Origin of the sequence: Nocardioides limicola (assembly GCF_016827675.1) — a bacterium.
Lineage (GTDB): Bacteria > Actinomycetota > Actinomycetes > Propionibacteriales > Nocardioidaceae > Nocardioides > Nocardioides limicola.
The window spans coordinates 737,070-761,441 of sequence record NZ_JAERJA010000001.1 but is presented as its reverse complement, the minus strand read 5'-3'; the positions used below and the strand labels follow the sequence as shown (position 1 = coordinate 761,441).

The following is a 24,372-nucleotide window of genomic DNA, read 5'->3' as shown; positions in this document are numbered from 1 at the left end:
ACCGCAGAGTAGCCGTCTCGCCCTTCGGCATCCGGGCAGGAGGGTTGCGCCGGTGCGGGTTCTCCGATGGACTACTCCCACATCCGTCCAGCCGGACCACGACATCTGCCCGCCGAGAGTGCGGGCTGAGAATTGGAGGAGCACGTTGAGCGCGACCGTGGGTGGCGGTTCCGTAGGGACCGACCCAGCCGGCCGACTCGGGTTCAAGCCCGGGATGGTCGTCCAAGAGCTCGGATGGGACGACGACACCGACGACGACCTGCGGATCGCGATCGAGGACGTCATCGACGCGGACCTGGTCGACGGCGACTACGGCAACGTGGTCGATGCGGTGCTGTTGTGGTGGCGTGACGGCGACGGGGATCTCGTCGACGGACTGGTCGACTCGCTCACCGATCTGGTGGGCGGTGGGGCCATCTGGCTCCTCACCCCCAAGATCGGCCGCCCGGGGGCCGTCGACGCCGCCGACATCGCCGAGGCCGCCCCGATCGCTGGTCTGGCCACCACCACCACGGTGGCGGTGAGCTCGGACTGGGCCGCCACGCGCCTCGTCGCGCCCAAGACTCCAGCCTGACCCCCCCTCCGCCTCACCCAGGAGCACAGCCACCTTGAACGCACTGAAGAACGCCACCACCTCCGCCAAGGTCCTCGGCGCGGCCGGCATCATCCGCCCCTACTCCCCGGTGGTCCTCACCCGGCTGGTGAAGGTCGTGAAGAAGTGGGGGACCGGTCCGGCAGGCGGCTTCGCCTCACTGGCTGTGCGGATCCCCGACCAGGTCGGCCTGATCGATGAGCTCGGTGAACTGACCTGGGGCGAACTGCACCAGCGCAGCAACGCGGTCGCCCACGAGCTGCGCAAGCTCGGGGTCGGCGAGGGTGACTCCGTCGCGGTGATGTGTCGCAACCATCGCGGCTTCCTGGACGCCACGATCGGCGCCTCCAAGCTCGGCGCCGACGTGCTCTACCTGAACACGGCCTTCGCCGGCCCGCAGCTGGTCGACGTACTGGCGCGTGAGAAGCCGAGCGTGGTGATCCACGACCAGGAGTTCACCGACCTGCTGGCAGCGGCTCCCGCGGTGCAGCGCGTGGTCGCCTGGACCGACGGCGAGGTGGACGACGAGACCCTCGAGGGTCTGATCGCCCGCGGTTCCCGCGAGGACCTGGACCCGCCGGACTCGCACACCCGGATCGTCATCCTGACCAGCGGCACCACCGGCACCCCCAAGGGGGCCCCGCGCAAGGAGGCCGGCATCCCGGCTGCCGTCTCGCTGCTCAGTCGGATGCCGCTGAGGTCGGGCTGGCGCACTCACATCGCCGCGCCGCTCTTCCATACCTGGGGGTTCGCGCACCTGGCGCTGGCGATGCTGCTCGGCTCCACGGTGGTGCTGCGTCGCCGATTCGAGCCCGAGGAGTTCCTGGCCACGGCCGCCAAACACCGCTGCGACTCGCTGGTGGTGATCCCGGTGATGCTGCAACGTGCCCTGCAGTTGCCGCAGCAGACCCTGGACTCCTATGACCTGTCGTCGGTGAAGGTGGTCGCCGCCTCCGGCTCGGCGCTCCCCGGTGACCTGGGGATCGCCTGGATGGATCAGTTCGGCGACAACCTCTACAACATCTACGGGTCCACCGAGGTCGCCTACGCGAGCATCGCCACCCCCACCGACATCCGGCTCGCCCCGGGATCGGCGGGTCGGCCACCGCATGCCACCGTGGTGCGCATCTTCGACGACCACGGGCGGGAAGTGCCGCCGGGTCAGACCGGCCGGATCTTCGTCGGCAACGGGCTGCTCTTCGAGGGCTACACCGGCGGCGGCAGCAAGGAGATGATCGACGGTCTGATGTCGTCGGGCGACGTGGGTCGCTTCGACTCGGCCGGCCGCCTCTACGTCGAGGGCCGCGATGACGAGATGATCGTCTCCGGCGGTGAGAACGTCTTCCCCAAGGAGGTCGAGGACTGCCTGGTCCGGCATCCGGGGGTGGTCGAGGCGGCCGCGATCGGCGTCGACGACAACGAGTTCGGCAAGCGGCTGCGCGCATTCGTGGTGCTCACCGAGGGCGACGCGCCCACCGAGGACGACCTGCGTGACTGGGTGAAGACCAACCTCGCCCGTTTCAAGGTGCCGCGGGACTTCGTCTTCATCGACGAACTGCCGCGCAACGCCACCGGCAAGATCCTCAAGCGACACCTGGCGGCGGACTGATGCAGCGATGCCGCTGACCATCGGGGACAGTGCCCCGGACTTCACCCTGACCGACCAGTTCGGACAACAGGTGTCCCTGTCGGACTTCCGAGGGAACAAGGCGGTGCTGATCCTGTTCTACCCGTTCGCGTTCTCCGGGGTCTGCACCGGTGAGATGGGGGAGTTGCGGCAGCGACTCGCCGAGTTCGTGACCTTCGACCACGAGGTGCTCGGGATCTCCTGTGACCCCGTCTATGCGCTGCGGGTCTTCGCGGACCGGGACGGGATCAACCTGCCGTTGCTCTCCGACTTCTGGCCGCACGGTGAGGCCACCCGCAGTTACGACGTCTTCGACGAGCGACGCGGATGCCCCCGGCGTTCCTCGTTCGTGGTCGACGCCGAGGGCCGTCTCACCTGGGCGGTCCACCAGCCCACCTCGCAGGGGCGGAACCTCGATGAGCACCTGCGACAGCTGCGCGCAGCCGTCGCTGACTGAGAAAAACGTAAAAGGTTCTACGGATCTGACACGTTTCGCTTTGACTCAGCCACTTCATCCTGCATACTTCTACTAGTCGATCGCTGGAGACCCGAGACTCTGGCGGTCTGACTCCGTCGGTCGGCGGCGTTCGCGCTGCTGGCTGACCCGGAGCCGCTGGTGACCCGAGACGCCGGCGGCTCCGCCTTATTTCAAGGGTTGTTCGCTGGCAGCCCGTCCGATGCCCGGTCCCGGTGCTGCGCCGGCGCGGCGGCTGGCCTACTCTGTTCCGCTGACGGGCGTATAGCTCAGCGGTAGAGCACCTCGCTTACAACGAGGTGGTCGCAGGTTCGATCCCTGCTGCGCCCACCCACGTCGCCGACCTCGGGCGGCAGTAGCCTGACGGCCATGAAGCTCGCGGACGTCATCGCGCTGGTGCATCAGTGGTATCCCCCGGCCACCGCCGAGGACTGGGATGCCGTCGGACTGGTCAGCGGCGACCCGGACGCGGAGGTACGCCGGATCCTGCTCGCCGTCGACCCCGCCCCCGCCGTGGCCGACGAGGCCGCCGCCTGGCGGGCCGACCTGCTGCTGGTGCACCACCCGCTGCTGCTGAAGCCGGTGCACTCGATCGCTCCGGTGACCCCGAAGGGACGCACCCTGAGCACGTTGCTGCGTGCCGACTGCGCGCTGCTGACCGCGCACACCAACGCCGACAAGGCCGCCGGCGGGGTCTCCGAAGCGATGGCCTCGGCCCTGGGGCTCACCGATCTGGTCCCGATCGTGGCCGAGGACGACACCGCCCTGGACAAGATCGTGGTGTTCGTTCCCGAAGGTCACGCCGAGAAGGTCCGGGTGGCGATCGCGGAGGCCGGGGCCGGCCGGATCGGCGACTACGACCAGTGCAGCTTCACCGCGTCCGGCGAAGGCAGGTTCCGCCCATTGCCGGGCGCGGACCCGGCGATCGGCCAGATCGGCCGGGCCGAGGTGGTGGCCGAGGTCCGGGTGGAGGCGGTGATGCCGCGGCACCGGCGCGACGCGGTGGTGGCGGCGATGCGGGCGGCGCACCCCTACGAGGAGCCTGCCCACGACGTGATCGAGCTCGCCGGGTCCCGTGCCGCGACAGGCACGACCGGCACGGGCCGGATCGGCAGTGTGTCGGAGCAGACCCTGGCCGAGTTCGCGGACCGGGTCGCTGCGGCGTTGCCGGCGACGGCCTCCGGGGTCCGGGTGGCCGGGGACCCCGACCGGCCGGTTCGCAGGGTCGCGGTCTGTGGTGGCGCCGGCGACTTCCTGCTCCCGTCGCTGGCCGATGCCGACGTCGACGTCTACGTGACCAGCGACCTGCGGCACCACGTCGCGTCGGAGTTCGTCGAGCAGGGCGGGCCGGCGTTGATCGACGTGGCGCACTGGGCGGCCGAGTCGACGTGGTTGCCGGTGGTCCAGTCGCTGCTTCGCGAGGCCCTGGGCGATACGGTGGACACCCGCATCAGCACGGTGCGCACTGACCCATGGCAGTTCGTATCAAGAGGAGACCTGTGAAAGCCGACCCCGTCGCCCAGCTCACGCTGCTTGACGTCCAGACAGCGGACGCGAAGGCGGACCAGCTGCGACACCAGTTGGCGAACCTCCCCGAGTTGGCGCGGATCGCCGAGTTGACCGCCGAGCGCACCGAACTCGACAACGCGACCAGGGACGTGCGGATCAAGGTCGACGACCTCAGCGTCGAACAACGCCAGGTCGACGCCGAGGTGGAGCAGGTCAAGGCGCGGCGTACCCGTGACCAGCAGCGGCTCGAAGCGGGCCAGGTCACCAAGCCCGCCGACATCGAGCGGATGCAGCACGAGATGGTCTCGCTGGAGCGTCGGATCGCCAAGCTCGAGGACGACGAACTCGAGGTGATGCAGCAGGTGGAGGACGCGCAGGCCGAGCTCACCGAGTTGACGGCACGGGTGACCAACATCGACGTCGAGCTTGAGTCCCTGGCCAAGTCCCGGGACGAGAAGGCAGGCGTGCTGGAGCAGCAGTTGGCCGACCAGGTCTCGGACCGGACCGGCCTGATCGCAGACATGCCTGCGGAGTTGCTCGCACTCTACGAGCGGCTGCGGGCGGCCAAGGGCGGCGTCGGTGCGGCCATGCTGCGAGCCCGACGCTGTGAGGGCTGCATGCTGACCCTGGACAACGCCGAGCTGGCTCAGATCAAGCAGAAGCCCGCCGACGAAGTCCTGCGTTGCGAGGAGTGCCAGCGGATCCTCATCCGCACTGACGAGTCGGGGCTGTGAGCACCACCACCCTGCTCCTGGTCCGCCACGGAGTCACTCCGCACACGGCCCAGAAGCGCTTCTCCGGCGGGCTCGGCGGCCGCAACCCCGGACTCAGCGACGAGGGTCGCGAGCAGGTGCACCGCACCGCCCTGTGGGTGGCCGAGCGGTTCCGTCCCACGGTGGTGGTGACCTCGCCCGTGCTGCGCACCGCGGAGACCGCGGCGATCGTCGCCGAGACGCTCGGCATCGACCCGGTGGTCAGCGAGCCCGGGATGGCGGAGATGGAGTTCGGCGTCTGGGAGGGGCTCACCTTCGCCGAGGTGAGTGAGCAGTACGCCGATGACATGCAGGCCTGGTTCGGCTCCCTCGACCACGGGCCCGGTGGCGGCGAGTCGCTACGTCAGGTGGAGGCACGGGTGCTGGCGGCCCGGGACCGGCTGCTGGCCGAGCACGCCGGCGGCACCGTCCTCGTGGTGAGCCACGTGACCCCGATCAAGACCCTGGTGACCCATGCCGTCGGGGCGCCGTTGGAGTCGGTCTACCGCACCGAACTTGCCCCCGCCTCGCTCACCGAGATCGCCTATCACGACGACCCCGAGCGTGGCCTGCACCCGGTGCTGCGGCTGTTGAACGCAGGCCCCTGAGCACCCCCCTGGTCGTGTCAGACCGCGCCGACCACCACATCGAGCCGGGTGCCGGCCTTCGTTGCCGGGCCCGATTCGACGTTCCAGCCCAACCCGGTCAGCAGGTCCGCCAACGCGGCCGGGGTCCGGGCATCCTGGCCGGCGGTCAGCAGATCGCGGGTGATCCGTCCCTTGGTGGCCTTGTTGAAATGGCTGACCACCTTGCGGGTGCCGTTGTGCTCGTGAAGCACCCGGACGGTGACCACCCGGTCGGCGTGCGCAACGGGCGGCCGCCAGAACGCGGCGTACGCCGTGGAGCGGAGGTCGACCAGCAGGCCGCGGCCGGACTCGAGAACGGTGGGCAGATGTCGGCGCCAGTGACCGGCCACCGGGCCGAGGCCGGGCAGGGTGACGTCACCGGAGAGTCGGTAGGCCGGGATCCGGTCCCCGGGGCGGACCAGCCCGAACAGTGCCGAGGTGATCGCGACCCGGGTAGCGGCGCGGCGCTTAGCGGCGGTCGGGAGGCCGGGCAGGTCCAAGGCATCGAAGAGGACGCCGGTGTAGATCCGGTCGGCGCGGCCGGTGGCTGCGCCGAGGAGTTCGCGGTTGCGGTGCACCAGGTCGGCCTGGGTGACGCCTACGCCGAGCATCGCCGCGGCCTCCTCCTCGGGGAGGGTGCGGGCGGCCGTCACCAACGCGTCGAGCACTGCGGCGCGGCCCTCGGTGAGCTCGGGATGGGCCAGCGTGTCCAGGTCGAGGGGTCGCCCCCGGGTCGGCGTGGACTTGCCCTCGCTGGGCGGCAACAGGATCAGCACGGGCGCCACCGTAGCGGACGCGCTAGCCCTACCAAGCAAGTGCTTGGTAGGGTGATGGTATGGATCTGAGCCACTCCGCCGCCGACGAGGCGTTCCGCGTCGAGGTGCGCGAGTTCCTCCGCGACTCCCTGGCCGGGGAGTGGGGGGCGTTGCGTGGCCTGGGTGGTCCCGGCCGCGACCACGAGGCGTACGACGAGCGGCTGGCCTGGAACCGCTACCTGGCCGACCAGGGCTGGACCGGGCTCGGCTGGCCGGTCGAGCACGGCGGCCGTGGGCTGTCGCTGCACCAGCAGGTGATCTTCCACGAGGAGTACGCGCGCGCTGACGCCCCCGTCAAGGTCAACCACCTCGGTGAGGAACTGCTCGGACCCACCCTGATCGCCTTCGGCACCCCCGCCCAGCAGCAACGCTTCCTGCCCGGCATCCTTGCCGTCCAGGAGCTCTGGTGCCAGGGCTACTCCGAACCCGAGGCCGGCTCGGACCTCGCGAACGTGCGCACCCGGGCCCGACTGGTCGACGGCTCGTGGGTGATCGACGGCCAGAAGGTCTGGACGTCGCTGGCCCAGTACTCCGACTGGTGCTTCGTGATCGCCCGCACCGACCCGGACTCGCAACGCCACCGCGGCCTCTCCTTCCTGCTGGTGCCGCTGGCCCAGCCCGGGGTGGAGGTGCGCCCGATCGAGCAGCTCACCGGAGGGTCGGAGTTCAACGAGGTCTTCTTCACCGCCGCCCGCACCGATGCCGACCTGGTCGTCGGCGAGGTCGGCGCCGGCTGGGGAGTGGCGATGGGCCTGCTCGGCTTCGAGCGCGGGGTCTCCACGATCGGTCAGCAGGTCGGCTTCGAGCGCGAACTCGACAGCGTCGTGGACCTGGCCCGCCGCACCGGGCGGATCGACGACCCGGTGATCGCCGACCGACTCGCCGCAGCCAAGGCCACCCTCACGGTGATGCGGCTCAACGCGCTGCGCGGCCTGTCCCTGGCCGAGCACGGCGGCGACTCCGCCTCCGGAGGGGGAGCGGCCTCGATCGCCAAACTGGTCTGGGCGAACTGGCATCAACAGCTCGGCGAACTGGCCATGGACGTGGCCGGCCCCGACGGGCTCACCGCCGGTGACGACGGGGAACTCGACCAGTGGCAGCGGCTCTTCCTGTTCAGCCGGGCCGACACCATCTACGGCGGCTCCGACGAGATCCAGCGCAACATCCTGGCCGAGCGGGTGCTCGGCCTGCCACCCGAACCCAAGGGGACCCTGTGACGACTTCTCCCACTGCCGTGCCCGCGTACGTGCCCGGCCACGACCTGCTCCGCGGCAAGGTGGTGGTGGTCACCGCCGCCGCCGGAGCCGGCATCGGTGCCGCCGTGGTGCGCCGCTGCCTGGAGGAGGGGGCCGCGCATGTGGTGGTCAGCGACACCCACGCCCGGCGCCTCGCCGAGGCCGAGGAGGCCCTGGCCGCCGAGTTCGGCGCCGACCGGGTCAGCAGCCTGGTCTGCGACGTTACCGACGACGACCAGGTGACCGCGCTGCTCGACCTCGCCGAAGCAGCAGGCGGGGTGGACATCATGATCAACAACGCCGGCCTGGGCGGCGAGGTGAGCGTCCTGGAGATGACCGACGACCAGTGGAGCAAGGTCCTCGACATCACCCTCACCGGCACCTTCCGCTGCATCCGGGCGGCCGGGCGGCGGATGGCCGCGGCCGGCAACGGCGGGGTGATCGTCAACAACGCCTCGGTGATCGGCTGGCGTGCCCAGGCCGGACAGGCCCACTACGCCGCGGCCAAGGCCGGTGTGATGGCGCTGACCCGGTGCTCGGCACTCGACCTGGCCGAGCACCGGATCAGGGTCAATGCGGTGTCGCCGAGCCTGGCGATGCACCCCTTCCTGGCCAAGGTCACCAGTGACGACCTGCTGGCCGAACTGACCTCCAAGGAGGCGTTCGGCCGGGCCGCCGAACCGTGGGAGGTCGCCAATGTGATGGTCTTCCTGGCGAGTGACTACTCGTCGTACCTGACCGGCGAGGTCATCTCCGTGAGCAGCCAGCACCCCTGAGGAGCCCGTGATGACCACCGACACCACCTCCCGGCGCGGCGAGCTGTTGCGCATCGCCGCCCGGCTCTTCGCCGAGAAGGGCTTCAAGAACACCACCGTCCGTGACATCGCGGACGCCGCCGGGATCCTGTCGGGCAGTCTCTATCACCACTTCGACTCGAAGGAGTCGATGGTCGACGAGATCCTGTCGTCGTTCCAGGACGAGCTCTTCGGGCGCTACGACGAGGTGCTCAGCAGCGACGCCGACGCGCGCGCCAAGATCGACGCGGCGGTGCGGATCTCGTTCGAGACCATCGACAGTCACGGTCACGAGGTGGCCATCTTCCAGAACGACGCCGACTACCTCGGCGGCTTCGACAGGTTCGGCTACCTGGCGGAGCGGAACGTGCAGTCCCGGCAGGTCTGGATGACCCTGCTCACCGAGGGCATCGAGTCCGGGGCGCTGCGCCGCGACCTCGACATCGAGCTCGTCTACAGGTTCATCCGGGACACCGTGTGGGTCGCGGTCCGCTGGTACCGCCCCGGCGGGGAGCTGTCTCACCACGACGTTGCCGACCAGTACCTGACCATCCTGCTCGACGGCATCGCCGCCGGGTAGACCCGAAAGGAAACCCATGCCCGAGGCCTACATCGTCGACGCGGTGCGCACCCCTGTCGGCAAGCGCGGCGGTTCGTTGTCGTGGATGCACCCCGCCGACCTGGGAGCGCACTCGCTGGCCGCACTGATGCGTCGTACCGGCGTCGACCCTGCTGCCGTCGACGACGTGGTGATGGGCTGCTGCGACACCATCGGCGGCCAGGCCGGCGACGTGGCCCGCACCGCCTGGCTGGTCGCCGGGCTGCCCGACGAGGTGCCGGGGGTGACCATCGACCGGCAGTGCGGCTCCTCGCAGCAGGCCGTCCACTTCGCCGCCCAGGGCGTGATGTCCGGCACTGCCGACCTGGTGGTCGCCGGCGGCCTGCAGCAGATGAGCGCGATCCCGATCTCGGCCGCGATGCTGGTGGCTGACCAGTACGGGTTCACCACCCCGTTCGCCGAGTCGCCCGGATGGGTGGCTCGGTACGGCGATGTCGAGGTCTCGCAGTTCAACTCCGCCGAGATGATCGCGGAGAAGTGGGGTTTGACCCGGGAGCAGATGGAGGAGTTCGCGCTGGCCTCACACACCCGGGCGCTGACCGCGATCGAGGAGGGGCGGTTCGCCCGGGAGATCGAGCCGGTGACGCTGCCCGACGGCACCGTGTTCGCCGCCGACCAGTGCCCGCGGGACACCTCGCTGGAGAAGATGGCCGGTCTGGAGCCGCTGGCTCCCGGCGGGCGGATCACCGCTGCTGTCGCCTCCCAGATCTGTGACGCCTCCTCGGCGATGCTGATCGCCTCCGAGCAGGCGGTGGCCGAGCACGGGTTGACGCCGCGGGCCCGGATCCATCACCTCTCGGTGCGCGGCGACGACCCGATCTGGATGCTCACCGGCCCGATCAGGGCCACCAAGCATGCGCTGGCCAAGGCCGGCATGTCGGTCGAGGACATCGACCTCTTCGAGTGCAACGAGGCATTCGCGTCGGTGGTGCTGGCCTGGATGGCCGAACTGGACGTGCCGCACGAGAAGGTCAACGTCAACGGCGGCGGCATCGCCCTGGGTCACCCGATCGGCGCCACCGGCACCCGGCTGATGACCACCCTGCTCAACGAGCTCGAGCGCACCGGCGGACGCTACGGCCTGCAGACGATGTGTGAGGGTGGCGGCCAGGCCAACGTCACCATCATCGAACGCCTCTGACCCCCGAGGTACCACTTCTCGTCCCCCGAGGTACCACTTCTCGTCCTCCGAAGTGGCAGTTCTGGACGCACCGGGTACGTCGTCTGGCGGTGCGCCGGTGATGTGCTGTCGGGTCCGGTGCGCCGTGAGATGAGGTGATTCGAGTCACTTCACGCCAGCCGAGTTCGTCGTTGACTCAAAAGTATAGTAACTTGCGCGACATTAGTTAGTAACTCGAGTTCAAAGGCCCTTGCGGCCCCGTCCACCACCACCACCACCGAGGAGCACCGATGAGAAGCATGCGCAATGTCGCCGTAGCCACAGCGGGAGTGCTGGCGCTGACAGGATGCGCCATGGGAGCGGAACGCCCGGCCGACCACGCGTCGCTGAGCGTCGTCGGCTTCGCGGTCCCAGAAGCCGCGAACAAGGCGATCGCCGACGAGTTCGCCAAGACCGAGGCGGGGCAGGGGGTGAGCTTCCGAACGTCGTACGGTGCCTCCGGAGACCAGAGTCGCGCCGTGGCCGCTGGACTCAAGGCCGACTACGTGCACCTCTCGGTGGCCACCGACGTCACTCGGCTCGTCGACGCGGGCCTGGTGGAGGAGAACTGGGATCAGGGCGAGAACAAGGGAGTCGTCTCGACGTCCATCGTGGTCTTCGGCGTCCGAGACGGCAACCCCAAGAACATTCGCAGCTGGGAAGACCTGGTCAAGCCCGGCGTGGAGATCGTGACCCCCAATCCCGCCTCCTCCGGCGCGGCGCGCTGGAACGCGCTGGCCGCCTGGGGACAGGTCATCTCCGACGATGGGGACGAGGGTGCCGCTACTGAGTATCTGGACAGGTTCTTCGCCAACGTGGTGGCGCTTCCCAACTCCGGGCGAGACGCGACCACCGCATTCCTCGGCGGCACCGGCGACGTGCTGATGGCCTATGAGAACGAGGCGATCCTGGCCGCGCAGAGCGGGCAGGGCTTCGAGTACGTCATCCCGGACACCACGATCCTGATCGAGAACCCCGGCACCATCCTCAAGGATGCGGGCCCGGTCGCGACAGCCTGGCTGGACTTCGTGCTCAGTGACGCTGGACAGCGACAGTTCGCCCTCAAGGGGTTCCGGCCGATCCGTGACGACGTGGACTTCGGCGGTGTCGTCGAGGGCGCGGCCGACCCCACCGACCCGTTCCCGGCGGTGCCCACGCTGCTCACCGTCCATGACGACTTCGGTGGCTGGGCAGCGTTGACGGCCAAGTTCTTCGACGAGTCCGACGGCATCGTCTCCCGCGCCATCGCCGCCTCGGGCAAGGCGTCATGACCTGGGCTCCCACGCGCCCCGAGACGCCGCCAGCGGATCTTGAGCAGCGACCGCTCCCCAGGGGGCGGCCGCTGCTCCAGACGAACCTGACTACCGCCTCGGGGATCGGCCTCGGCGTCGCCATGATCTGGTTCAGCATGCTGGTCCTGATCCCGCTGTGCGCCGTGCTGATCACCGCAAGCGAGGGTGGCTGGGGGGCGTTCTGGAGCACGGTGACCCACCCGCAGACCTTCGCCGCGATCCGCCTCACCCTGCTCTCCGCAGCAGCCGTGACGTTGGTGAACGTGGTGATGGGCACCCTGATCGCCTGGGTGCTGGTGCGTGACCGATTCTGGGGCAAGGGCGCCCTGGAGGTGCTCATCGACCTTCCGTTCGCGCTGCCCACCCTGGTCGCCGGGCTGGTCCTGCTCTCCCTCTACGGCAAGGACAGTCCGGTCGGTCTGGAACTGGCCTACACCCCGGCTTCAGTGTTCCTCGCCTTCCTCTTCGTCACGCTGCCGTTCGTGGTGCGGATGGTGCAACCGGTGCTCGAGGAACTGGAGGTCGAGGTGGAGGAGGCGGCTGCCTCGCTCGGCGCCAGCCGAGCCACCACCTTCCGACGGGTGATCCTGCCTGCCCTGGTGCCCGCGATCACCGCCGGCGCCGCACTGTCCTTCGCCCGCGGCGTAGGGGAGTACGGCTCCCTGGTCCTGCTGTCGGGCAACCTGCCCTACCGCTCCGAGGTCGCCTCGGTCCGGATCCTCGGCAGCATCGAGAACGACAACCTGGCCGGTGCGGCCAGCGTCGCCGCGCTGCTGTTGGTGATCTCGCTTGCGGTGATCGTCGTCCTCGACGCGATGCAACGAAGGGTGGCCGATCGTGGTTAGCCGATGGTTCCTGCGGGCGCTGGTCGCCGGCTACCTGCTGATGCTGGTCGCCTGGCCGGTGAGCCTGGTGGCCACGAACGCCTTCACCAACGGCCTCGACGCCATGGTGATGGTCTTCACCGATCCGGGGGTCGTGCACGCGCTGCAACTGACCGTCCTGGTGGCGGGCATCGCGGTGGTGATCAACACCGTCTTCGGGGTGGCGATGTCGATGTTCCTGGTGCGCTATGAGTTCCCCGGCAAGCGTCTGCTGAGTGCGCTGCTCGACCTGCCGCTCGCGGTCTCGCCGGTGGTGGTCGGACTGGCCCTGGTGCTGGTCTATGGGGGCCGTGACGGATGGTTCGGTCCGTTCCTGGAGAGCCTGGGGATCCGGGTGATCTTCTCCACGCCGGGGCTGGTGATGGCGACCGCGTTCGTCGCGCTGCCGCTGGTGATCCGCGAGGTGGTCCCGGTGCTCACCGAGATCGGCACCGACCAGGAGCAGGCGGCCAAGAGCCTGGGCGCCAGCAGCGCGCAGACGTTCTGGCGGATCACACTGCCGGCGATCAAGTGGGCGGTGATCTACGGGGTAGTGCTGTCCACGGCCAGATCACTGGGCGAGTTCGGGGCGGTCAAGGTGGTCTCGGGCAACGTCTTGGGGGAGACGCGGACCGCCACGCTGGCCGTCGAGGAGCTCTACCTCAACTTCGATCAGGCAGGGGCGAACGCGATCGCGTTCGGGCTGGCCATGGTCTCGGTCCTGTGCATCGTCGTGGTCGGCGCACTCCGTCCCCGGCATCGAATCTGAGAAAGGCAATCTGATGAGCATCGACGTACGAGGCGTCAACAAACGTTTCGGCGGCTTCGTCGCCCTCGACGACGTGAACGTAAGCATCCCCACCGGGCAACTCACCGCGTTGCTGGGACCCTCCGGCGGTGGCAAGTCGACACTGCTTCGGATCATCGCCGGGCTGGAGAGCGCCGACAGCGGCAGCATCGAGATCGAGGGGACCGACGCCACCCAGTTGCCCCCGCAGCGTCGCAACGTGGGGTTCGTCTTCCAGCACTACGCGGTCTTCAAGCATCTCACCGTGGCCCGCAACGTCTCCTTCGGCATGGAGATCCGCAAACGCCCACGCGCAGAGATCACCCAACGCGTCGACGAACTGCTGTCGTTGGTGCACCTGTCCCAGTTCGCCGATCGGCTGCCGTCGCAACTCTCCGGCGGTCAGCGGCAGCGGATGGCATTGGCCCGGGCGCTGGCCGTGCAGCCGACCGTACTCCTGCTCGACGAACCGTTCGGGGCGCTCGACGCGAAGGTGCGCAAGGAACTGCGCGAGTGGCTGCGGCGCCTGCACGACGAGGTGCAGGTGACCACCGTCTTCGTTACTCATGACCAGGAGGAGGCGATGGAGGTGGCTGACGAGATCGTGGTGATCAACCACGGCAGGGTGGAGCAGGTGGGGTCACCCGACGATCTCTACGATCGACCCGCGAACGAGTTCGTGATGAGCTTCCTAGGTGAGGCGACCACGCTGGGCGGCACTCTGTTCCGGCCGCACGACATCGAGGTGGCCACCAGCCCGTTGGCGGTCGGTGGCATCGAAGGGACCATCTCCCGGATACAGCGGGTCGGGTTCTGGGTGCGGCTCACCGTGCTCACCGACGACGGAGAGGCGGTCGCGGTCGAGATGACCCGCTCGCATGCACGCGAGTTGGGGCTCGCCCACGGCCAGACGGTCTGGCTCTCCCCGGTGCCGCGCGCTGCGCGGGTCTCCATCGCCGTGTGATCAGGGGGTCAGTGCGGCTGCCAGGCGTCGTCGTCGGCCACTCGCTCGCGGACCAGGGACGGCAGGTCCCGGTCCGCGAGGTGGGCGATCGACACCTGCTCGACGACCTCGCGGAGTGCGTCGCGGGCAGCGATCCAGACATGCTGGAGGCCCTGTGCGGTCGGGTTGTAGTTCACCGACTCTGGGCGTACGCCGTAGACCGAGACCAGCGGACCGTCCACCGCCCGGATCACGTCGGCCACCGAGACATCCTCTGCTGCGCGGGCCAGCCGCCAGCCCCCGGACTGACCGCGCTGCGAGATCACGATGTCGGCCTTGCGCAGATCAGCCAGGATCGCTTGCAGGAATCCTGGTGGGATGTCTTGCAGCCGGCCGAGTTCCTCGGCCGAGACAGGCCTCGAGTCGGTGCGGGTAGTCATCTCGATGAGCGCCCGCAGGGCGTAGTCGGACTTGGCTGAGACGCGCACCCCCCCAGTCTTTCATGCCGCGAAGTGGGGCTTGTGGCCGGCCGAGGTGGGGTTTGTGGCCGCCTCAGCGGGGGCGCCAGCGCTTCCAGAAGGCCTCGGCCTCGGCGTGCACCTTGCCGGCGAACTCCATCCGGGTGTGCACGGTGATGGCATCCTCGCTCGCGTCGACCAGCTCCGCGATCAACTCCACCTCGGTGGCCAACGGTGCCGGGCGGCGGTAGCGGACATCCAACCCGGCGGTGACGAAGGCGAGCAGGGCACCATCGAGTGGATGCCAGCCGCGATCATCGGCGGTGTGCTGCACGGCCGCGCCACTGTGGCAGTCCAGCACGGTGGCGATGATGCCGCCGTTGAGGTAGCCGATGCCGTTGTCGTGCTCGGGCCAGGAGGTGAAACGGGCCACCACCCGGTCGCCGTCGGGGAACGACTTCAGCCGCAGCCCCTTCTCGCTGGCTGGTCCGCACCCGAAGCAGGTCGCGGTGGGGAAGAGTCGGTCCTGGATCGCATCCATGGGAGCACTCTGACGCACGTCGGATGCCCGAGTCGAGCGGATTCTGGCCCTCAGCGAGCCCCGTACTGCTCCCGGTAGGCCAGGATCGCAGGCAGGTGCTCGGCATGCCGACCGGTGGACCGCAGGTGGGCGACGATGTCGTCGAGGGTGACGATCGCGGTCACCGGGACACCGAAGTCGCGGCGCACCTCCTCGATCGCGGTCAGATCACCGGTGCCGCGCTCCTGCCGGTCGATCGAGACCACCACACCGGCCAGTGCGGCGCCGGCCGCCGCCACCAGTGCCGCCACCTCGCGGATCGCGGTGCCCGCGGTGATGATGTCGTCGACCACCAGAACCCGGCCGGCCAGCGCTGCGCCGACGAAGAGGCCACCCTCGCCGTGGCCCTTGGCCTCCTTGCGGTTGAAGCACCACGGGGCATCGATGCCGTGCTGCTCGGCCAGTTGCACGCTGGTTGCGGCCACCAGCGGGATCCCCTTGTACGCCGGTCCCAGCAGCACGTCGTACTCGACACCGGAGTCGGCGATCGCCGCCGCATAGCCGCGGGCCAGCGCGGCCAACTTCGCGCCGGTGTCGAAGCCGCCCGCGTTGAAGAAGTAGGGCGACTGACGCCCGGACTTGAGCGTGAACTCGCCGAAGCGGAGCACGCCGGCATCCAGCGCGGCCTCGATGAACTGTGCTTTGTGACTGTGGCTGTGGTCGGCCATGCGCCTCACCACTCCTTCGTTGCTCGGCGGATCTCGTCCGCGATGTCCTCGATCGTGTCGAGCTCTCCGGCCGCGATCGCCATGACGACGTCGTAGGCCTCGTCGTTGGTCCAGGTCAGCCGCCGCCCGTTGACACCCAGGAAGGCGATGAGGCCGGCGAGGGCGAGTCGCTTGTTGCCGTCCACCAAGGGGTGGTTCTTCGCCAGGGAATGGGTCAATGCGGCGGCCTTGGTCTCCAGGGTCGGGTAGGCATCTTCGCCGAAGACGGTAGCTCTGGGGCGTGCCGCGGCACTCTCCAGCAACCCCGGATCACGGACTTCCGGAGTCTGCCCGAGGGTCCGTGTTGCGATGTGGAGAAGGTCGACGTAGTCGAGATGGATCACTGGCCGAGTCGCTCAAGTGCCTCGGCGTACCGCGGCAACTCCGAGTCGAGGACGCGGTCCAAGAACTCGCGACGGCTGGTGGTCTCCACGTAGTCGCGCACGGCCTGCAGGGCGACTTCCTGCATGGAGCGGCCCTCAGCGTCGGCTCGGGCACGCAGGGCCTGAGTGTCTTCCTCAGTAAGTCGCAGAGTCATCGCCATGAATCGATGGTATCTGTTCTGATACCGAACTCAAGGTGTGACTGAGTCAAACGAGGTAGCCGCTCGCTCGCCGCAGACACTCGGCCGCCTCGATGACCACCCGGTCGATCAGTTCGGCACAACTGGGCAGGTCGTCCAGCACACCGACCACCTGGCCCGAGGCCAGCACTCCGGCCGAGGTGTCACCCTCGACCAGCCCGGCCTTGAGCATCATCGGGGTGTTCGCGGCCAACGCCATCTGCGCCAGTGTCCGGCCCTGCGCCTTCTTCATCGCCCGGCCATCCTTGAGCAGCGCCGGCCACGACATCTGAGACTCCTTCTTGAACGCCCGGGTCCGGCGCATCGTCGGTCCGAGTCGCTTCAGGGCACCGGTCTCGGTCAACTCCTCCACCAGCTTCGTGCGCAACATCCGGTGCGGCATCCCGTCCACCTTGTCGGTGACCACGGTGCCGTTGACGTCGTGGGACAGGTAGAGCTCCTTGACCGCGTCCGGGACCGCAGAGTCCTGGGTCAGCAGGAAGCGGGTGCCCATCCCGATCCCGGCAGCGCCGTAGGAGAGGGCCGCGGCCAGGCCGCGACCGTCGAAGAAGCCGCCGGCGGCGATCACCGGGATGTCGACGGCATCCAGCACGCTGGGCAGCAGCAGCGTGGTCGGCACCGAGCCGGTGTGACCGCCGCCCTCACCGCCCTGGATCATCACCGCGTCGGCGCCCCACTCGGCGACCTTCCGGGCGTGCTTGGGCAGGCCCACCGAGGGGATCACCACGAGGCCATGCTCCTTGAGCCTGGCGATCAGCTCGGGCTTCGGCGCCAGTGCGAAGGAGGCGACCTTGACGCCGTGCTCGATCAGCAGGTCGCAGCGCTGCTGAGCATCGGCGGCGTCGGCGCGCAGGTTCACTCCGAAGGGGGCGTCGGTGCGTCCCTTCACCTCGACGATCGCGGCCTCGAGTTCGGTGATGGTCATCGTGGCGCTGGCCAGGATGCCCAGGCCGCCGGCGTTCGCGGTGCCGCTGACCAGTCGCGGGCCGGCCACCCAACCCATCCCGGTCTGCACCACCGGGTGCCGGACGCCGACGAGTTCGGTGAGCGGGGTGCGCAGCAGTTGCTCGACCATCACTGTTCCTCCGGCTTGGGGACCTCGCGGTAGCGCAGGCCGCGGGGGTCGAGCATCTCCCGGATCAGCATCAGTTCTCCGGCGGACGGCTCGCGGGTGTTCGGCACCTCGGCGCCGACGTACACCTCGAAGCCGGAGGCCTGCTGCACGTCGGCGACGGAGACCCCGGGGTGGGTGGAGAGCAGGCGCACGGTGTCGTCGGGGCCGCGGACATCGAAGACACCGAGGTTGGTCACGATCCGTCCGAGGTCGTGGAACCGGGTGGCAGCGACTCCGGCCTCGCGAGCCCGGCGAGGGCCGACGCCGGTGACCACGTCGACGGCCTCGACGAAGACTCGCGGCGAATGCTTCGGCACCCAGTACGACGTACGGTTGTTCACCGTGTTGCCGGGCGCTCCGCGAGAGCCGAGGAGTTGCCTGCTGGGGCGGGCGAAGTCGCCGATCGCGGAGATGTTCTGGTTGCCGTGCCGGTCGATCTGGGTGGCGCCCATCATCACGTGCCGAGGGCCGTTGGCGACGACGTCGAACACCCTGCGGAACGGGATCCAGCCCTCGACGACCTCGCGGCCGCTGCCCAGCGGCGGCACCCCGGCCAGGAAGAGCGACTCACCGTCGCTGATCGCCAGGTCCGGGTTGGAGGTCAGTTTGGCCAGCCGGACGCCCAGCGTCGGCATCAGCCCCATCGGCGAGGCGAAGATCTCGCCGTCGCCGGCGAAGGTGTCCGCGATGGCGGTCGCGCAGATCTCGGCGCGGGTCACGTCGCTCACTTGCCCTTCTCCCCGTGTTGATCGGAACGGCGCCAGTCGGCGACCGCGGTCTGGTACGCCGCCTCGTCGCCGCTGAGGAACCGGGCCTTGAACGCCGCCCACGACTGGGGGTCGGCGGCCGACCTGGCGTAGTGCTTCTGGAACGCCTCGTCGCGTTCGTAGTCCGGGGTGCAGGTGGTGAAGTGCGCGCCGTTCGGCGTCTCGACCACCCCGTCGACCTGGGTGCGGTGGATCAGCAGTCGCTGCACCGGGGCGTCGACGGTCAGCCCTGCCGTGTCCACGATCTGCTCACAGCTCACGAACGCCTGCTGGGCAGCCATGCAGAACAGGTCGTCGAAGTAGGGGTCCGGCCCCAGGTAGCTGGCGTTGCCGTGCACGTCGGCACGGTTCATGTGCACCAGCGCCACGTCGAGGTTGAGGGCCGGCACCGCCACGAACTCCTCGTGCACGCCGTCGGCAGCCGGGTAGGGGCTGGTGACCAGGGACAGGTCGGGATTGTTCGTCAGTACGTCGGAGCCGAGGCCGGCGCGCATCGGCAGGAACGGGAGGCGTTCCGAGGCCGCCTTCAGGCCGGTGAAGAACATCCCTTCGTCCCATTCGGCGATCTCGGGGATGGTGCCGTCCTGGCGGGCCTTGGCGAAGAGTGGCTCCAGGGGGATCGAATCGAGGGAGACGAAGGCGTAGACCAGTCGCCGGATCTTGCCGGCCTCGGCCAGCAGGCCGACGTCGGCGCCACCCCAGCTGACCACGGTCAGGTCGGTGACATCGCTGCGCAGCAGCGCCCGCACCAGGGCCATCGGCTTGCGTCGGGGCCCCCAGCCGCCGATGCCGATGGTCATCCCGCTGGAGATCCGGGAGACGACGTCGTCGATGGACATCTGCTTGTCGCGGGGACGGGTCATCGGGCCACCCCCTCGCCGCTGGCAGTCCCCGCATTGTGCTGATCGGCCTTGCGAGTGCCCGCGAAGTCGTCCCGGAGCTCGTCGCTGACGCCGAGCAGGTTGAGCTCGAAGGTGAAGCCCTGCTCGAACCGGTACGAGCGGTTCACGTCGACCGGGTCGATGCCGTTGAGCGCCTCTTTGGCGGCCCGGATCACTCGGGGGTCCTGAGCGGCGATCTCGGCGGCGACCGTGAGCGCGGCCCCGTCGAGTTCGGAGCGGGGCACCACCTCCAGTACCGTGCCGTAGGCGACGAGTTGGCTGGCGGGGATGGTGCGCGCGGTGTAGTACAGCGTGCGCATCAGGTGCTGGGGGACCAGTCTGGCCATGTGGGTGGCGGCGCCGAGGGCGCCTTGCTTCACCTCGGGGACCCCGAAGTAGGCGTCCTCGGAGGCGATCACGCAGTCGGCGTTGCCGACCAGGCCGATGCCACCGCCGAGGCAGAAGCCGTTGACGGCGGCGATCACCGGGACGGGGCACTCATAGACGGCCTTGAAGGCGGCGAAGCAGCCCTTGTTGGCGCCGATCAGCGCCTCGAAGCCGCTGGTGTGTTGCATCTCCTTGATATCCACGCCGGCGTTGAAGCCGCGGCCCTCGGCGCGCAGCACCACCACGTGGGTCTCGGGGTCGCGACCTGCGTCGTCGAGTGTGCCGGCCAGCTCGAACCAATCGGCGACCCTGAGTGCGTTGACAGGGGGTCGATCGACGGTGATCACCCGGATGTGGTCGTCCCGTAGGACGGAGCTGATGCCCATCACTCCTCCAAACCTAATGTTTGCTTGGTACCCTAACACTTGCTTGGTTCGGGCTCGACCCCTTGACGACGACAGGAGCGCTGATGGCACTGCACATCGACCTCACCGGCCGGGTTGCCCTGGTCACCGGCGGCAGTCGCGGCATCGGGCTGGGCATCGCCCGACGCCTCGTCGCCGCCGGCGCCACCGTGGTGACCTGTGCCCGCTCCGAGGTGGACGCCCCCGAGCCGGGCACCCGGCACCTGACCTGCGACGTACGCGACCCCGACTCGGTCGCCGCACTGATCGACCGGATCGTGGCCGAGGAGTCCCGTCTGGACATCCTGGTCAACAACGCCGGGGGAGCGCCGTACGCGTTGGCCGCCGAGGCCTCCCCGCGCTTCCACGACAAGATCCTCGGACTCAACCTGAACGCGCCGCTGCTCGTCGCCCAGGCCGCCAACCGGGTGATGCAGCAGCAGTCCGGGGGTGGCGCGATCGTGAACATCTCCTCGATCTCAGCGACCCGGCCCTCGCCGGGCACTGCGGCGTACGGCGCTGCCAAGGCGGGCGTCGACGCACTCACCGTCTCGCTGGCCGTGGAGTGGGCACCCAAGGTGCGGATCAACTCCATCGAGGTCGGCCTCTGCCGCACCGAGCAGACCGACGACCACTACGGCAGCGACCGCACCGTCGCGGCGATCGAGGCGACCATCCCCTTGGGTCGGATGGCGCGACCCGAGGAGGTCGGCGACGTCGCCGCCTTCCTGGCCAGCGATCTGGCCTCCTACGTCTCCGGGGCCAAGGTCGCCTGCCACGGCGGTGGCGAACCCCCGGTCTTCGGCATCATCGTCAACCAACAGGAGCAGGGATGAGCAGGATCTTGGAAGGCCGCGTCGCGATCGTCACCGGGGCGGGGCGCGGCATCGGCCGCGCGCACGCGCTGGAACTGGCCAGCCAGGGCGCCAAGGTGGTCGTCAACGACTACGGCGTCTCGCTGGCCGGTGAGGGGACCGGGGAGAGCCCGGCCGAGGAGGTCGTCTCGCTGATCCGGGCCGCCGGCGGCGAGGCGGTGGCCAACGGGGCCGACGTGGCCGACTTCGGCGAGGCCGAGGCGATGGTGGCCCAGGCGATCGACACGTTCGGCGGACTGGACATCCTGGTCAACAACGCCGGCTTCGTCCGCGACCGGATGCTGGTCAACACCAGCGAGGAGGAGTGGGACGCGGTGATCCGGGTCCACCTCAAGGGCCACTTCGCGCCCCTGCGGCATGCGGGAGCCTGGTGGCGTGCGGAGTCCAAGGAGGGGCGGCAGCCGGCCGCGCGGGTGATCAACACCTCCTCGGGCGCCGGACTGCAGGGCTCCATCGGTCAGGGCACCTACTCCGCCGCCAAGGCGGGGATCGCCGGGCTGACCCTGGTCGCTGCGGCCGAGTTGGGGCGGTACGGCGTCACCGTGAACGCGATCGCGCCGGTCGCGAAGACCCGGATGACCGAGGGTGCCTTCGACACCTCGGCGATGCCCGAACCGGAGGACAACTCGCCGGTGGTGGCCTGGCTGGCCTCCGTCGCGGCGGGCCACGTCACCGGTCGGGTCTTCGAGATCGAGGGCGGCAAGCTCACGCTCGAGGATGGATGGAGGCACGGGGCCTCCCGGGACGCGGGTCGGCGTTGGCGGGCCGAGGAGCTCGGTGACGTCGTCGACGCGCTGCTGGCCGAGGGAGCGGCCCCCGAGCCGGTGTACGGCGTCTCCTGACCCGAACCGCTGTCCACCACGGTTCATGACAACGGCTGCTGAGCGCCCCGGAGGGGGAACTCAGCAGCCGTTCGTCACTGCCGGTCGAGGCTCTCCGGGGTCATCCGGAGTCAGAGGCGCTCGATGATGGTGCCCGAGGCCTGGGCGCCGCCGGCGCACATGGCGACCAGAGCGGTGCTGGCGTCGCGGCGCTCCAACTCGTGCAGCGCCGCGGTCAGCAGCCGGGTGCCGGTCGAGCCCACCGGGTGACCCAGCGCGATGGCGCCGCCGTTGACATTGATCTTCTCCTCCGGCACCTGGTGCACGCTGGCCCAGGACATCACCACGGCGGCGAAGGCCTCGTTGACCTCACAGAGGTCGATGTCGCCGATGCTCATGCCGGTGTCGGCGAGCAGCTTCTCGGTGGCCTGCACCGGGCCGTCGAGGTGGTAGTAGGGGTCGGCGCCGACCAGGCAGGACGAGACGATCCGGGCGCGGGCGCGCAGGCCCAGCGAGGCGGCCAGGTCCGAGTCCATGATCAACATCGCCGAGGCGCCGTCAGAGATCTGCGAGGAGGTGCCGGCGGTGTGGATGCCGCCCTCGAGCACCGGCTTGAGGCCCGCCAACGCCTCCAGGTTCGTGTCCCGGATGCCCTGGTCCCGGTCGACCAGGGTGGTCTCGCCGGTCGGCTGGCCCTCGGCGTCGAGGACCGGCGCCTCCAGCGCGAAGATCTGCGACTCGAAGTGACCCGCGTCCGCGGCCGCGCGTGCCTTCTGCTGCGACCAGAGGCCGAACTGGTCGACCTGCTCGCGGGTGAAGCCACGATCCCTGGCGATCCGGTCGGCGCCGGTGAACTGGTCCGGCAGGTCGATCGACCACGACGGCGGCCGCGGGTCACCGGCGTACTTGGGGACGTTGCCGCCCAGCGGGATCCGGGACATCGACTCCACGCCGCAGGCGATGCCGGCGTCGATGACACCGGCCAGCACCATGGCGTTGATCAGGTGCGCGCTCTGCTGAGCCGAGGAGCACTGGGCGTCGATGACGGTGGACCCGGTGTGGTTGGGCAGGCCGGCATGCATCCACGCGCGGCGGACCATGTTGTTGGACTGTTCACCGGCCTGGGTGACGCAGCCGCCGATCACCTGATCGATGAGGTTGGCGTCGATGCCGGAGCGCTTGATGACCTCGACCTGGACGGCACCGAGCAACTCGGCGGGGTGGACGCCCGCGAGCCAGCCCTTGCGCTTGCCAAGGGGGGTGCGGGTAGCTTCGACGATGACTGGGTTTCCCATGGCACCAAATTAGAACACGTTCTCGTTCTGCGCCAGTCCTGGGCAAACTCTCAGGGAGAAATTCGGCCGTGGCCCTTCCGTAACAAACCGAGAGTATGTAATCTCTCTCACTAGAACGTGTTCCAGTCTTGGCCGATGCACCACGGAGGATTCCAGTGACCATCTCGCCCCCGGTATTCACAGGGCTTGACCTGACCGACCCCAGCCGCATGCAGGTAGGTGTGCCCCACGACGCCTTCCGGGAGCTCCGGCGTACCACTCCGGTGGCGTGGGTGGAGCAGGAACCGGAGGCCCGCGCAGGCTTCCTCGACACCGGCTACTGGGCGGTGACCAAGCACGAGGACGTTCTGGCGGTGTCCAAGAACAGCAAGGACTTCTCCACCCAGCGCAACGGCGTGATCATCCGGTTCGCCGAGGACATGACCCGCGACCAGGTGGAGCTGCAGGGCGCGATGCTCATCCACCACGACCCGCCGGACCACACCCGACTGCGGCAGATCATCTCCCGTGGGTTCACCCCGCGTGCGGTGAACGCTCTCGAGGAGGCGCTGCGGAGCCGGGCCAACCGGATCGTCGAGGAGGCCGTCGAGAAGGGCGAGGGCAACTTCGTCGACGATGTCGCCGCCGAACTGCCGCTGCAGGCGATCGCCGAACTGCTCGGCGTACCGCAGGAGGACCGGAGCAAGCTCTTCGACTGGTCGAACCAGATGATGTCGTACGACGACCCCGACGTCCCCGGCGACCCGGAGTCCGCGTCGGTGGAGATCCTCGGCTACGCGATGGCGCTCGCCGAGGAGCGGCGAGGCGCCCCCAAGGACGACATCATCACCAAGCTGATCACCGCGGACGTCGACGGGCACGCGCTCAACGACGACGAGTTCGGCTTCTTCGTGATCCTGCTGGCCGTGGCCGGCAACGAGACCACCCGGAACGCGATCACGCACGGCATGCACGCGCTGTTCCAGAACCCCGACCAGTGGGAGCTCTACAAGCGTGAGCGTCCCAAGACCGCGGTGGACGAGATCGTCCGCTGGGCGACGCCGGTGGTCTCCTTCCAGCGCACCGCGCTGCGTGACGTCGAAGTCGGCGGCGTGGAGGTCCAGGAGGGTGCGCGGGTGGCGATGTTCTACGCCAGCGCCAACTTCGACGAGGACGTGTTCCACGACCCGTTCCGCTTCGACGTGATGCGCGACCCGAACCCGCACGTGGGCTTCGGTGGCCATGGCGCCCACTACTGCATCGGGGCGAACCTGGCCCGGATGGAGATCGACATCATGCTCAACTCGCTGGCCGACCATGCTCCCAACATTCGCCAGCTCGGTGAGCCCGACCGCCTCCGGCACGCCTGGATCAACGGCGTCAAGGACCTCCAGGTCGCCTACCGCTGACGAAGTAGCTCATCTCGGCCGCCG

At 69.1% G+C, this 24,372-nt stretch carries 28 protein-coding genes and 1 tRNA gene; 18 read left to right on the top strand and 11 right to left on the bottom strand.

The genetic code is table 11. The annotated features are described in order from the left end of the window. Positions 1 to 145 precede the first annotated feature (145 nt). The 7 genes from JKG67_RS03705 (at position 146) to JKG67_RS03675 (ending at position 5,563) form a co-directional block, all read left to right on the top strand. Positions 146 to 574, top strand: a complete 429-nt coding sequence (locus JKG67_RS03705; protein WP_203335867.1) for a DUF3052 domain-containing protein — start codon at positions 146 to 148, stop codon at positions 572 to 574. A 34-nt stretch (positions 575 to 608) separates the two neighbouring features. Then, positions 609 to 2,201 carry an AMP-binding protein gene (locus JKG67_RS03700; protein ID WP_203335866.1) on the top strand — a complete coding sequence of 531 codons (1,593 nt, stop codon included), beginning with the start codon at positions 609 to 611 and terminating at the stop codon, positions 2,199 to 2,201. A 7-nt stretch (positions 2,202 to 2,208) separates the two neighbouring features. Further along, positions 2,209 to 2,676 carry a peroxiredoxin gene (locus tag JKG67_RS03695; protein WP_203335865.1) on the top strand — a complete coding sequence of 156 codons (468 nt, stop codon included), beginning with the start codon at positions 2,209 to 2,211 and terminating at the stop codon, positions 2,674 to 2,676. Positions 2,677 to 2,952: 276 nt separating this feature from the next. After that, positions 2,953 to 3,024: transfer RNA gene (locus tag JKG67_RS03690), tRNA-Val, on the top strand. 39 nt (positions 3,025 to 3,063) lie between these two features. Continuing rightward, entirely contained in the window at positions 3,064 to 4,197 is a 1,134-nt protein-coding gene (locus JKG67_RS03685; RefSeq protein WP_203335864.1) for a Nif3-like dinuclear metal center hexameric protein, read from the top strand. Beyond that, positions 4,194 to 4,937, top strand: a complete 744-nt coding sequence (locus JKG67_RS03680) for a zinc ribbon domain-containing protein (protein WP_307816416.1) — start codon at positions 4,194 to 4,196, stop codon at positions 4,935 to 4,937. The genes JKG67_RS03685 and JKG67_RS03680 overlap by 4 nt, the downstream gene beginning before the upstream one ends. Further along, complete coding sequence (locus tag JKG67_RS03675) at positions 4,934 to 5,563, top strand: histidine phosphatase family protein (RefSeq protein WP_203335862.1); 630 nt, start codon at positions 4,934 to 4,936, stop codon at positions 5,561 to 5,563. The genes JKG67_RS03680 and JKG67_RS03675 overlap by 4 nt, the downstream gene beginning before the upstream one ends. 17 nt (positions 5,564 to 5,580) lie before the next feature. Here JKG67_RS03675 and yaaA read toward each other — a convergent pair whose 3' ends face one another. Then, positions 5,581 to 6,357 carry a peroxide stress protein YaaA gene (gene yaaA, locus JKG67_RS03670; RefSeq protein ID WP_203335861.1) on the bottom strand — a complete coding sequence of 259 codons (777 nt, stop codon included), beginning with the start codon at positions 6,355 to 6,357 and terminating at the stop codon, positions 5,581 to 5,583. A 59-nt stretch (positions 6,358 to 6,416) separates the two neighbouring features. On the opposite strand from yaaA, the gene JKG67_RS03665 reads away from it, so the two are divergent. From JKG67_RS03665 to JKG67_RS03630, 8 genes are all read left to right on the top strand, one after another. Next, positions 6,417 to 7,613: an acyl-CoA dehydrogenase family protein gene (locus tag JKG67_RS03665; protein WP_203335860.1), complete on the top strand. Its 1,197-nt coding sequence runs from the start codon at positions 6,417 to 6,419 to the stop codon at positions 7,611 to 7,613. Continuing rightward, positions 7,610 to 8,407, top strand: coding sequence for an SDR family oxidoreductase (locus tag JKG67_RS03660; protein WP_203335859.1), 798 nt, complete (start codon positions 7,610 to 7,612; stop codon positions 8,405 to 8,407). Before JKG67_RS03665 ends, JKG67_RS03660 begins: the two co-directional genes overlap by 4 nt. A gap of 10 nt (positions 8,408 to 8,417) precedes the next feature. After that, the gene (locus JKG67_RS03655) at positions 8,418 to 9,005 is read left to right on the top strand and encodes a TetR/AcrR family transcriptional regulator (protein WP_203335858.1); all 588 of its coding nucleotides are present in this window, start codon (positions 8,418 to 8,420) and stop codon (positions 9,003 to 9,005) included. Between the two features lie 16 nt (positions 9,006 to 9,021). Continuing rightward, positions 9,022 to 10,185, top strand: a complete 1,164-nt coding sequence (locus tag JKG67_RS03650; RefSeq protein WP_203335857.1) for an acetyl-CoA C-acetyltransferase — start codon at positions 9,022 to 9,024, stop codon at positions 10,183 to 10,185. Between the two features lie 332 nt (positions 10,186 to 10,517). Beyond that, positions 10,518 to 11,474 (top strand): sulfate ABC transporter substrate-binding protein, encoded by a 957-nt coding sequence (locus JKG67_RS03645; protein WP_238997796.1) that lies wholly within the window; start codon positions 10,518 to 10,520, stop codon positions 11,472 to 11,474. After that, positions 11,471 to 12,340 carry a sulfate ABC transporter permease subunit CysT gene (gene cysT / locus JKG67_RS03640; RefSeq protein WP_203335855.1) on the top strand — a complete coding sequence of 290 codons (870 nt, stop codon included), beginning with the start codon at positions 11,471 to 11,473 and terminating at the stop codon, positions 12,338 to 12,340. The genes JKG67_RS03645 and cysT overlap by 4 nt, the downstream gene beginning before the upstream one ends. Beyond that, a complete protein-coding gene (locus JKG67_RS03635; RefSeq protein ID WP_307816415.1) occupies positions 12,333 to 13,127 on the top strand; it encodes a sulfate ABC transporter permease subunit in 795 nt (264 codons plus the stop codon). The genes cysT and JKG67_RS03635 overlap by 8 nt, the downstream gene beginning before the upstream one ends. Positions 13,128 to 13,140: 13 nt before the next feature. Further along, complete coding sequence (locus tag JKG67_RS03630; RefSeq protein WP_203335854.1) at positions 13,141 to 14,109, top strand: sulfate/molybdate ABC transporter ATP-binding protein; 969 nt, start codon at positions 13,141 to 13,143, stop codon at positions 14,107 to 14,109. Between the two features lie 8 nt (positions 14,110 to 14,117). Here JKG67_RS03630 and JKG67_RS03625 read toward each other — a convergent pair whose 3' ends face one another. The 9 genes from JKG67_RS03625 to JKG67_RS03585 form a co-directional block, all read right to left on the bottom strand. After that, entirely contained in the window at positions 14,118 to 14,576 is a 459-nt protein-coding gene (locus tag JKG67_RS03625; protein WP_203335853.1) for an RrF2 family transcriptional regulator, read from the bottom strand. A 64-nt stretch (positions 14,577 to 14,640) separates the two neighbouring features. After that, complete coding sequence (locus JKG67_RS03620) at positions 14,641 to 15,087, bottom strand: PaaI family thioesterase (RefSeq protein WP_203335852.1); 447 nt, start codon at positions 15,085 to 15,087, stop codon at positions 14,641 to 14,643. Positions 15,088 to 15,137: 50 nt separating this feature from the next. Then, complete coding sequence (pyrE, locus tag JKG67_RS03615; RefSeq protein WP_203335851.1) at positions 15,138 to 15,794, bottom strand: orotate phosphoribosyltransferase; 657 nt, start codon at positions 15,792 to 15,794, stop codon at positions 15,138 to 15,140. 5 nt (positions 15,795 to 15,799) lie between these two features. Beyond that, a complete protein-coding gene (locus JKG67_RS03610) occupies positions 15,800 to 16,177 on the bottom strand; it encodes a type II toxin-antitoxin system death-on-curing family toxin (protein WP_203335850.1) in 378 nt (125 codons plus the stop codon). Further along, positions 16,174 to 16,377 carry a ribbon-helix-helix protein, CopG family gene (locus JKG67_RS03605; protein WP_203335849.1) on the bottom strand — a complete coding sequence of 68 codons (204 nt, stop codon included), beginning with the start codon at positions 16,375 to 16,377 and terminating at the stop codon, positions 16,174 to 16,176. Before JKG67_RS03605 ends, JKG67_RS03610 begins: the two co-directional genes overlap by 4 nt. 46 nt (positions 16,378 to 16,423) lie before the next feature. Continuing rightward, a complete protein-coding gene (locus JKG67_RS03600) occupies positions 16,424 to 17,491 on the bottom strand; it encodes an NAD(P)H-dependent flavin oxidoreductase (protein WP_203335848.1) in 1,068 nt (355 codons plus the stop codon). Beyond that, complete coding sequence (locus tag JKG67_RS03595) at positions 17,491 to 18,258, bottom strand: CoA-transferase subunit beta (RefSeq protein WP_203335847.1); 768 nt, start codon at positions 18,256 to 18,258, stop codon at positions 17,491 to 17,493. The genes JKG67_RS03600 and JKG67_RS03595 overlap by 1 nt, the downstream gene beginning before the upstream one ends. Next, positions 18,255 to 19,160, bottom strand: a complete 906-nt coding sequence (locus JKG67_RS03590) for a CoA transferase subunit A (protein ID WP_203335846.1) — start codon at positions 19,158 to 19,160, stop codon at positions 18,255 to 18,257. Before JKG67_RS03590 ends, JKG67_RS03595 begins: the two co-directional genes overlap by 4 nt. Next, positions 19,157 to 19,951 (bottom strand): enoyl-CoA hydratase family protein, encoded by a 795-nt coding sequence (locus JKG67_RS03585; protein ID WP_203335845.1) that lies wholly within the window; start codon positions 19,949 to 19,951, stop codon positions 19,157 to 19,159. The genes JKG67_RS03590 and JKG67_RS03585 overlap by 4 nt, the downstream gene beginning before the upstream one ends. 83 nt (positions 19,952 to 20,034) lie before the next feature. Here JKG67_RS03585 and JKG67_RS03580 point away from each other — a divergent pair, with 83 nt between their 5' ends. Beyond that, a complete protein-coding gene (locus tag JKG67_RS03580) occupies positions 20,035 to 20,805 on the top strand; it encodes an SDR family oxidoreductase (RefSeq protein ID WP_203335844.1) in 771 nt (256 codons plus the stop codon). Next, entirely contained in the window at positions 20,802 to 21,686 is an 885-nt protein-coding gene (locus JKG67_RS03575; protein ID WP_203335843.1) for an SDR family oxidoreductase, read from the top strand. Before JKG67_RS03580 ends, JKG67_RS03575 begins: the two co-directional genes overlap by 4 nt. 110 nt (positions 21,687 to 21,796) lie before the next feature. On the opposite strand, the gene JKG67_RS03570 is transcribed toward JKG67_RS03575, so the two are convergent. Next, positions 21,797 to 22,960 carry a steroid 3-ketoacyl-CoA thiolase gene (locus JKG67_RS03570; RefSeq protein ID WP_203335842.1) on the bottom strand — a complete coding sequence of 388 codons (1,164 nt, stop codon included), beginning with the start codon at positions 22,958 to 22,960 and terminating at the stop codon, positions 21,797 to 21,799. A 221-nt stretch (positions 22,961 to 23,181) separates the two neighbouring features. Between JKG67_RS03570 and JKG67_RS03565 the strand changes: the two genes are divergently transcribed. Next, the gene (locus tag JKG67_RS03565; RefSeq protein ID WP_307816414.1) at positions 23,182 to 24,348 is read left to right on the top strand and encodes a cytochrome P450; all 1,167 of its coding nucleotides are present in this window, start codon (positions 23,182 to 23,184) and stop codon (positions 24,346 to 24,348) included. Positions 24,349 to 24,372 lie beyond the last annotated feature (24 nt).